Origin of the sequence: Bradyrhizobium sp. UNPA324, assembly GCF_006658635.1 — a bacterium.
Classification (GTDB): domain Bacteria; phylum Pseudomonadota; class Alphaproteobacteria; order Rhizobiales; family Xanthobacteraceae; genus Bradyrhizobium; species Bradyrhizobium nanningense.
Window position 1 is genome coordinate 4,746,905 of the sequence record NZ_LFJD01000004.1, and the last position, 9,637, is coordinate 4,756,541.

Annotated in this window: 4 protein-coding genes; 2 read left to right on the forward strand and 2 right to left on the reverse strand. The window is 59.5% G+C overall.

The annotated features are described in order from the left end of the window. Positions 1-1,353 precede the first annotated feature (1,353 nt). Positions 1,354-3,474, forward strand: a complete 2,121-nt coding sequence (locus UNPA324_RS22860; protein ID WP_181769483.1) for an MASE1 domain-containing protein — start codon at positions 1,354-1,356, stop codon at positions 3,472-3,474. Here the strand turns inward: UNPA324_RS22860 and UNPA324_RS22865 are convergent. Next, a complete protein-coding gene (locus UNPA324_RS22865; RefSeq protein ID WP_128916512.1) occupies positions 3,469-4,131 on the reverse strand; it encodes a response regulator transcription factor in 663 nt (220 codons plus the stop codon). The genes UNPA324_RS22860 and UNPA324_RS22865 overlap by 6 nt on opposite strands. Positions 4,132-4,568: 437 nt before the next feature. Between UNPA324_RS22865 and UNPA324_RS22870 the strand changes: the two genes are divergently transcribed. Further along, positions 4,569-6,020, forward strand: coding sequence for an OpgC domain-containing protein (locus UNPA324_RS22870; RefSeq protein ID WP_141936037.1), 1,452 nt, complete (start codon positions 4,569-4,571; stop codon positions 6,018-6,020). A 1,665-nt stretch (positions 6,021-7,685) separates the two neighbouring features. Here UNPA324_RS22870 and UNPA324_RS22880 read toward each other — a convergent pair. Further along, positions 7,686-8,786 (reverse strand): helix-turn-helix transcriptional regulator, encoded by a 1,101-nt coding sequence (locus UNPA324_RS22880; protein WP_141936041.1) that lies wholly within the window; start codon positions 8,784-8,786, stop codon positions 7,686-7,688. Positions 8,787-9,637 lie beyond the last annotated feature (851 nt).

Below are 9,637 nucleotides of genomic sequence, written 5' to 3' on the forward strand. Positions count from 1 at the left end.
GCACGACGGGCGCGTCGACGGGCGCTCCTGACCCAGAGCGGACTGGCCCGGGTCATGAGTCTTCCTATCTAGCTGTCGGTACTGTCCGTATTTGACTCCAAGTGTCCGAAGTTAAATCGTGCTTGTCCTAGTTTCCATTCCCGGAACTGAATGCTCCGTTTTCGTCAAGAGTCGCCTCGCCGTTGCTCCAAGAGGCTCGCAATGACCCAGCACCGCCGTCGAGTGAAGCAGACGCGCTCTCTTGAAGAGCGGCTGGCCGAGCGAGCACCCGCGGGAACGGTTCGGCTGAAGCCCGCCTGAGTCCGGACGTCGATTCCTGAGAGTGCGCCCGGGGTGCGCAGCGTTCAACAGGCGCGCGAACAGGACGTCGCTCACCTCAGTTGATGATGCGGCTCCTAACCGCTACGGGTCGCGTCATTTGTGCCGGAATGATTGATCGAATGACATTGCGAGCGGCCCGACGATGTGCTCGAACGCGGTTCAGTGAACGGTCGCGCTCAGGACGATCGCCGGCATGCCAGGATACGGGCGAATGTTCGGCATGCCCGCCAATTCGCTTCGATCAATCCGGACGAAGGCCGTGTCGTACGGCGCATTCGTCTTCGGATCGGGCGGTCGCCCACGCAGGTGATAATTGGCGCCCTCTGACCGGCGTGAGCACGCCGGACTATCGCCGCGCTTTCGAAGGTGCTCGGATGCGGTGACGCGACTGCGCTGTTTAGTCAGCGATAGCGAACAAAGCACGCAGCGCTTCAAGCATGATGATTGCCGTGCAGGTCGTAGACGAGGCCACTCGATCACGGAACCAAGCAAAGACTTCGTTACTGTAGTTCGATCAAGGAGAATTCCACGGCCATCGCAAACGCCGCGGGATGCAGCGCACTCGTCGCGTCATCGGTCGTGGAGATTCTTCTGTTTCTGAGCGAAGCTTCCGCTTCCTCGTCACACGCCGCAGCAAGCTATCGTGTAAGTGGTTCAGTCCCGAGAATCCAACGAGAGATGGGTCTAGGTCGCATATGGCGACCCAGTCCAGGTCCAAATTTTCCCGCCTTTCGGAGCGCCTAGCTTCGTCGTACGATGCGTCCCCCCAAGGCTCGGGGTGAACATCAGATGGTGCGAATTCGCCGGGGTGCAACGGCGCCCTGTTCGTCGCAGTGGATCTTGATGCGATCCACGGGGATTGAACAGCAAGTCGGCCAGCTCCATCGCATGCGCCGTCTCTTAGTTCGCCAGCAGACTGTTGTGATTAATTCGATCTGAGCGCATCTGCCGTGTCGACCAAGCGATCTTGGATCCAGAGGTCAAAAGTCAGTTTCGGTGCACCAACCAATTGCTTAGTCCAGGACGTCGACGATGTCCAACCCTCGATCATTAGCTCCCGCGACAAACTCTAGCCGGGGCGTAAGCTACGTCGGTAGTCTGGTCGCAATCGGAGCCGTCTATCTCGTCTTAGCCAAAGGCGGGCTTGCCCTCGCGTCCATTCATCCCAGTTCAACGCCAATTTGGCCGCCGACAGGTGTCGCGCTGGCGGCGGTGCTGTTGGGGGGATATCGGACCTGGCCAGCAATTTTTGCGGCAGCGTTAATCGCTAATGCGACGACGGCAGGCTCGGTTGCCACCGCAATCGCGATTGCGGCCGGTAACGCGCTTGAAGCCGTTGTGGGCGCTTATCTCATTAATCGGTGGTCGGGCGGGTGTAACACGTTTTCAAGCCCCGATTCTGTCGCAAAGTTTGCTGTGATCTGCGTCGTGATCGCGACACCGATCAGCGCCAGCATTGGACTGACCAGCCTGACAATCTTCGGGTACATCGAACAGAAGAGTTTCGCGGACGCGTGGATCACTTGGTGGCTGGGAGATGTGACAGGCGCATTGGTCATTGCCCCCGTTATCGTGCTTTGGGTATCAAGCCGCTATCGTGACTTCGAATGCGATGCTTTTCTGGAGACGGCCGGCGTCCTCACGACAGCGGCGGTTGTTGGACTCATTGCTTTCAGCCCCCTGATCGAGCAAACGCCCGGCCGAGATCCACTGGGTTTTCTGGCGATCGTGCCAATGTTGTGGGCGGCGCTGCGCCGCGGTCCGCGCGATACCGCGACGGTCGCCCTGGTGCTTGCAGGCATCACGATCTGGGGCACGCTCACGGGCGGCGGTCCGTTCACAACTGCGGACCTTAACGCATCGTTTCTGCTGGTGTTGATGTTCTTGATCAGCATTACCGTTCCTAGCTTGTTGCTGAGCGCCGATGTCGAGGTGCGCAAGAAAGCAGAGGAGCGTCTGCGCCGCGCGCGCGTCGAGCTCGAGCGGAAGGTCGCAGAGCGGACGCAAGAACTGGAGCTCGCCAGTGCAGCAAAATCACGCTTTTTTGCCATGGCAAGCCATGATTTGCGGCAACCGTTACATGCCTTAGGGCTGTTCGTTGCCCAGCTGCGCACGCCGCTCGAACCGGCGGAGAGGGCAAGGACGATCGAGCGAGTCGACGCAACGCGCAAGGAAATGGATGAAATGTTCAATTCGCTGCTGGACATTTCGAGACTCGATGCCGGGATGCTCGTCCCCAACATTACCGAATTTCCGATCGGACGCCTGTTGCAAAAAATCGAGACGGCGTTTGATCAGGCGACGCGAGAAAAAGGCTTGCGCTTACGCGTCAGGCCAAGTGACGCCTGGGTACGGAGCGACGCCATGCTGCTCGAACGCATATTGCTGAATCTGGTATCCAATGCTGTGCGCTATACCTTGCAGGGCGGGATCCTGGTCGGATGCCGCCGGCGCGGTGAAATGCTGCGCATCGAAGTATACGATACCGGTCCCGGCATTCCCGAGGATCAAAAGCAGAATATTTTTGGCGAGTTTTTTCAAATTCCCGCTCCGGAGCAGAACCGGTGCGGCGGACTGGGGCTCGGCCTTGCCATTGTCGACAGGCTTCGCCTGCTACTCAATCATCAAATCGAGCTCGCTTCGACGGTAGGTCGCGGTTCGCGATTCACGGTCCTGGTTCCGAAGGTCGACGAATGCGTCAGATCCGTAGCGCCCACCGCCTTACCACACCCCGGTGTTTTTGCAGTCGATGGTAAGGCAATTCTTGTTATTGCCGATAGTCCCATCGTGCAGGAGGGAACGGGCGGATTGCTCAGCAAATGGGGATGCTCGGTTGTTGCCGCCGGATCCGATGAAGCCGCACTGGTCCGACTTGCCGAGCGCGAACAACGCCCAGATCTCATAATCTCGGACTATCATCTCGCACGCGGGAAGACCGGAATCAGGGCAATTGAACAAATCAATGCGGCGTTTGGCTCGTCGATTCCCGCTATTCTCATCAGCGGCGATACGGCAGCTGAACCATTGAGGGACGCAAAAGATAGAGGATACGTCTTGCTGCACAAGCCGGTCGACCCAATGCAGCTCCGCGCTGTCATGCACGAACTCTTTAGGGATCACGATGGTGGGAGAGACGCTGGGGCAGTTTCATGATCCCGATTTCGGCGGCCACTCCCAGCCCATTTTTCCGACCTTGATGACGGCCTCGGTGCGTGTCGCTACGCCAAGCGCTTTGAGAACGACCGTGATGTGATTCTTCACCGTTGGCACTGCCATATTGAGCATCTTGGCAATAACCTTGTTGCTCTTTGCCTTCATCAGCAGCGCAAGTACTTCAATCTGCCGATCGGTCAATCCGAGCCCCTTGAGCGGGTCGGGCGCTACTGGCTTGTTTGCAAGCCGCGGGCCCGCTGTCTTCTCCAGTATCTCCAAGGGGATGTAAACTCCGCCGGAGAACACCAGCTCAATAGCGTTGAGCATCACCTCGCGTTCCGTGGTTTTCGGAATGAAACCCAGCGCGCCGAGTTTGAATGCGCGCTTGACCGTGTCTTGATCGTCGGAGGACGAGAGAATGACGACAGCAATGGTCGCATAGCGATCGCGCAGTTCGCAAAGGACAGAGAAGCCGTCGCGATCAGGCAAATTGATATCAAGCAAAATGAGGCTGATGTCGGGATGCTCCTCGACGATGTGCATGGCCTCTCGACCGCTCGAAGCTTCGAATATGACGGCTTCTCGCTTTAATTGCTTCAAGACGGCGTGCAACGCCGCCCGAATCAATGTGTGATCGTCAACAACAAGCACTTTCACGAAAAAGCTCTCCGTCCTCTGATCGCCCGGAGATCAATGGAAAATCATACACCCACCTTCGAATACGTCCATCTTCCATCTCGGGCTCGGCAGCAGTTCGCCGTCAGGTAAGAAGGGAGCTTGGACTACGGGAACCAGCCGCTCTGACCAAATAGACGACAGGGCGGACCGTACCTTGGTCATAGGACCTAGGCACCTCGCTGTACCGACCTCCGGCCGATTTACAGGCTGCGGCGCTTGCACGATGATGACGACGGTCGGCCTCTCCACCAGAAGGTTGTGCGCAGCGCGGCCATATCATCATTGTCGCATTGCTGTCGTGGCCGGTCGGTGTGAAGCAATTCTGGACGGCGGCGCTGCCGCAGCGTGCTTTTTGTCACATTCGGTTCCTTTCGATCGTTTCTCTCGAAGCCTGCGTACCCTGGACGAGGTAAGCCATGCAGGATCGGACCGCATCCCCGAAGCCATTTGCGGGCGCTCTGCCGGAGCTCAAAGTCAACAGCCGCGACCTGCGCATTGATGCCTGCCGCGGCATCGCGCTCTGGTGCATCTTTCTTGATCATGTCCCCAATAACATTGGAAGCTGGCTGACGCTGCGGAACTACGGCTTCAGCGACGCCGCGGAAGTGTTCATGTTCGTTTCGGGCGTCACATGCGCGCTGGCCTACGGCAAGGTACGGAGCTGCGAGGGGTGGACCAGCGTGATCCGCCGGACACTGCGGCGAAGTTGGGACATCTATGTCGCATTTCTGCTGCTGACGCTCGCCTGCGCCATCTTGGTTCACCTTGCAGGCGGAGACCGTCTTGCTGATGAGAGCAATACGCGCATTCTGTTGGACCAGCCGGGCTCGGCGCTCGCGCACGCAGCGATCCTGCAATACCGTCCGGTCAATACCGACGTATTGCCGATCTTTGTGCTTCTCCACCTCTTCTTCGCGCCGTTGCTGTGGTTGCTGTTCCGAATGCCGAACGTAACGCTTGGCGCCTCGCTGACGCTTTATGCGCTGGTGCATATGTTCGGCTGGTCCATGCCGGCGTGGCCGAGCGGCCATTGGGCTTTCAATCCACTGGCCTGGCAGCTATTGGCGGTCCTTGGCGCGTGGATGATAATCGAGGGCGAAAGAGTGCGCCCCTGGCTAACATCTCGCAAGGCGCTCGTGCCCGCCGCTCTCTATCTGGTCTTCAGCCTTGTCATCGCATTGAGTTGGAGGATCAAGCCACTGGAAGCGTTAGTCCCGCAGGGGTTGACCAAGTTGGCTTACTCGCTAGACAAATCCAATCTCGATCCGTTGCGTCTGTTGCATTTCTTGGCTCTTGCGGTTGTGGCGGTGTGGTTCGTGCCGCCCAATCGGCAAGCATTGACAACTGCGGTGATGCGCGGCGCCATCCTCTGTGGCAAGCACTCGTTGCCAATCTTCTGCCTCGGCGTCCTGCTGACGCTCGCTAGCCTGCTGGCGCTGCTCGACATATCGGAAGGGCTTGCGATGCAGATCACGCTCAGCGTTGGCGGGATCCTCATGATGATCGTGGCGGCGACGCTGCTGAACTTGGTCAAGATCACGCCGCCCGGGCTGCAGCCGACCGTTGCACTGGCTGCGGGCGTGCCCGCCCAGCCGGACGCCTGGGGCACCGTTGACTGGTGCCCCCTGAAAGCGTTTCGCCGTGGAATACGCGAGTTCGGACTGCGCGAGTTCGGATGGGCCGGCAGCCGGAATTCCGTCATCGATTGCCGGTTCGCGGATAGGCAATCCCACCGGGTATTTCGCCTCGCAGACCGATTGGTACGACCGAGGGCGGACGTCATCGCGCCCTCGCCGAAGCCTGCAGCCATGACGGCCAGGAATGCAACCGCGACCATTCCATCGGCGGAATATCGCTTTGGCACCTAGGCACGGGAAAGTTCCGGCAGACCTCCAGCCGCGCTGAGAGATCACGTCTCAGGAGCAAGAAGTCCGCTTTTGCTGTTTTGAGGCCAAGGTCCACCGGCCGGCGATGGAACGCGTCGACGATCAATGGCAATGCCTGCCGCGGTGCCGGGCCCATTTTTAGTGAACTCTATGCCGGCCATATTATCTGGAACGAAGTCCGGGTGGGAAGGATCGCGTTTCTTCGCGGCGGGATGCGGAAGGTCTCAGCAACGGGAATCGTATCTGGTTCAGTGGCCATTCAGGCTGGATCGGCTACTCAGCTTCTTTCAGAGGTTTGAGGTCCGCCGTCGAACTCATCGCTCTCGATGATCTCGGCGCGAAGACCTTCGCCGTAAAGCATCGATCCCGATCGATGTTATGCAAGCCATTGTCGCATTCGACCCAAACGAGCCTGATTAGAGTGCCCGCTGCCGATGAACCAAAGCAAGTTGCCATACCTTGTGACCTCCGCCGCGATTATCGTCGTGCTTTTAAGCTGGTATGGTTGGCTTCTGACGTTGCAAGCAAGCCAGAGCCAAGTGTGGGTCTTTTGAGCGTCACTCGGCCAGCTGCGAGATCGACGCTGGCAAGGACGGGTCTGCGCGACTCGCTGCTTACGACGCTGGGTGGATAAGTTGGGCGGAGCCGGCATCGGCGGCGTGGCGGCTCACCGGGCAGGCGACGCCGATGCGGCGTGCTCGAGAAAATGGGTGCTTTACGAAGGGCGGACATGTTACCTGCTTGGCGCGAGCATATTCCCTGATCATCAGCGGAATTTTCCCTGTTCCGACTCTAATGCATGGCGCCGCAATGCCACGATTCCAGCGCTCCTTTCGCAATTTCATGCCCGGTAGCGCCCCCCTGCGGCAGATACGTTTCCCTGCAGAATTCCCTGTAACCAGGGAATTGAATGTCGGCGGCCTTAAGGTTAGGGCCGGTGGCCTGGAGGAGTCTTCGGACCCGCGCAAGTCTGGTTCGGGCGCTCATGGCGTGCCTGCGCTAAGCTCCTCGCCCGCGCCGTGACAGGCCGATCCCGCCTGTGGGCGGACGTCCCGATATCCCCCGCCAGCCCTGGGAGACGGGCCGGGCCTGCGCTGCCTGCGACTTCCTTACCAGGCAGAGTCGAGGCCATAGATCGCGGCGGGCAGAAACTGAACTCTGCCCACTGATTCTGCCGGCCTAGCCCATTTGGGGGAGGCGCACTCAAGGGGTTTTATCCTATCGCCTTACGAACCTCCAATGTACGGCGGCGCTCTTGCCCTCGTGTGGGACAAGATGCCGGCACCTCGTTAAGTAGCGAAATGACGTCGAACTCGTTGGGAGACGATCTGTTGGGCTTGGACGACTTCTCGTTCTTCGAGCTCGAGATGCGTAAACGTTCGCGGAGCTGGGAGTGGCGTATCGGCTCCCGGGACGGAAAAGCCATCATGCGAGGAAGAGCGAGGAAACGCGTGGTGGCGAGATATCAGGCGACCAGCGCGTTGTTTCTCTTGCTTATGAACGTATCCGTGGCGCCTCGGAGCCGAAAATGAAAAGGGGAGCGCAAACCATAAGACCACACCTTTCAGCTGAAGCACCGGAAAGGCCGAGGTCTTTCGTTCGGCCTCAGGCGAAATTTGTGACCGCCGACCGGCGCAAACCCAATGCTCACACCAGCTGCGAAACCAGCGTAACCAGCTCCGACTGGCGGTGGGCTCCCGTCTTCGAGAAGATCGACTTGAGGTGGTTGCGCGCGGTTTCGCGCGAGATGCGCAGGTGTTCGGCGGCGCTCGCAATCGATGTGCCGGTTGCAAGCAGGGCGGCCAGTCGGGATTCTGCCGGGGTGAGATCGAAGGCCTGGCCGATCAGTCCCGGGTCCGGCGCCGCGCGTGGGGTGAGGTTGGACAGGATCAGCATGGCGCGCGCGCCAAGGAAGACGGAGCGCGCAGCGCCGTCCACTGGCAGGACCCGCAGGACGACCGGTGGCTTTGCCGTCCGGCGCACGAGGATCGGAGAAGCGGGGACGGCGGCGGCATCCGGCGTCGATCGGATCAGGCTGATCAGTTGGTCGAGCCTTGCCATCGCCTGCTTGTCACGGAGAACGAGACGCCGTTCCCTGATGCGGATCTCATCGTCGAACCCACGGTCGGCCGCCTCGTTCGTGCGCAGGACCATTCCTTCCCGGTTGAGGACCAAGGCGGGCTGTCGAACCCGGTCGAGAACGTCGGTCATCGAGGTCAGCGCGACCCGTCCGATGGCTGTTGCCAGCGTCGCGGTCTCGGTCAGGCGCGGCGCCAATTGGGCAAGCATTTGCTTGTCGCGCGCCTCGAATGCGCCTTCGCGGCCGGTTCGCTGGATCGTCAACGCCCATGCTGCGCGGTCAGCCCAGAAGCCGATGCCGGCAAACCACCGGTATCCATATGGAAACAGCACCTCGTTGTACATGGGATCGGCGCGAATCTGCTCAGGGGTCATCACGTCGAGGTCGGTCACGACCTCGCCCGCCATCATGCGCGGAAAGGCCCTGGCCCGGGGATCCCTCAGATGCCAGTTATTCCTGAAGTAGAACTTGGTCCCTTCGTCGATCGATTCCGTGCGTGGAACGTCCGAGGTCCTGATATCGCTCTGAAGGAGTAAGGCCGCTGACGCTCCGACCGCCTTGCAGATGTCATCCATGATGGCGCGCCATGCTTCCGGATTCACGGCGGCCTCGCCAAGTCGATTGAGAACCTTCGATAGCTCCTCACTGTCGATTTTATTGGCTTTCAAGAGCGGTCCCCCTTCCGCTGAGCCCCTGGCGTTGCTGTGAGCCGGCGCTCCATGCCATGCAGAAGACCCCCTGATATTGGAGCCTTCCCGCCGCGTTTCCCCGACTGGTCATGCTTCGCGAGAGGGCGGCTCGACGCAAGCCTCCTTGCGTGTTTTTCCTGAAAAATGGTGCTCGACCAAAGTCTAACAAGATAATTCCGGCGAGGGCGCGGTCCCCACGATCCGATGACCCATTCGGGTCATGCGCCAAGCTGTGCCGGCGCTATTCCATGGGCGAGGAATACTTTCCGGTCCAGGATTTTGAGATGACGCTGCTCCGCTCGAGCCAGATGAGTTTCGGTGTTGGGTCTCCGCTCCCGATATCGATCCGGGGTGAGATCTCGGTGTGTCAGAGTGTCGCATGCAATCCAGCGCGAGCGGCCGCGACTTGCAGGCCGTCGCTATCAGCGGTGGTAGCTCCCTTGCTTGGCAGCTTCAACGATGTCCTCGCGTCAAGTGGGCGAGGGAAGGCGCTGGCTTCGTTCCAGCCTTCATTGAGCTGCACCCCGGCAAAGCTTCGACCCTCCAGTTTGTTGAACCCGGGCGCGAATGCAGATCGGCGCCACACGCTTTCGCAGCTGCACCGTTCAGTTCACACCCTGCTTAAGGTTAGCAACCGTGGCGGCTTGACGCAGTCCCGCAACAGTGGAAACAATTTGCAATTATCAGAAAAGTTTTTCGACGGTCGGGAATTTCGACTTCGAGAATTCAGGCGACGCCGACCAACGGCGCAAGGCGTCGAACAATAACAAGACCACGTCATTTCAAACTCGCGCCGTTGGGCTGACGGCGAACCTGAAAAATCAGAAGGT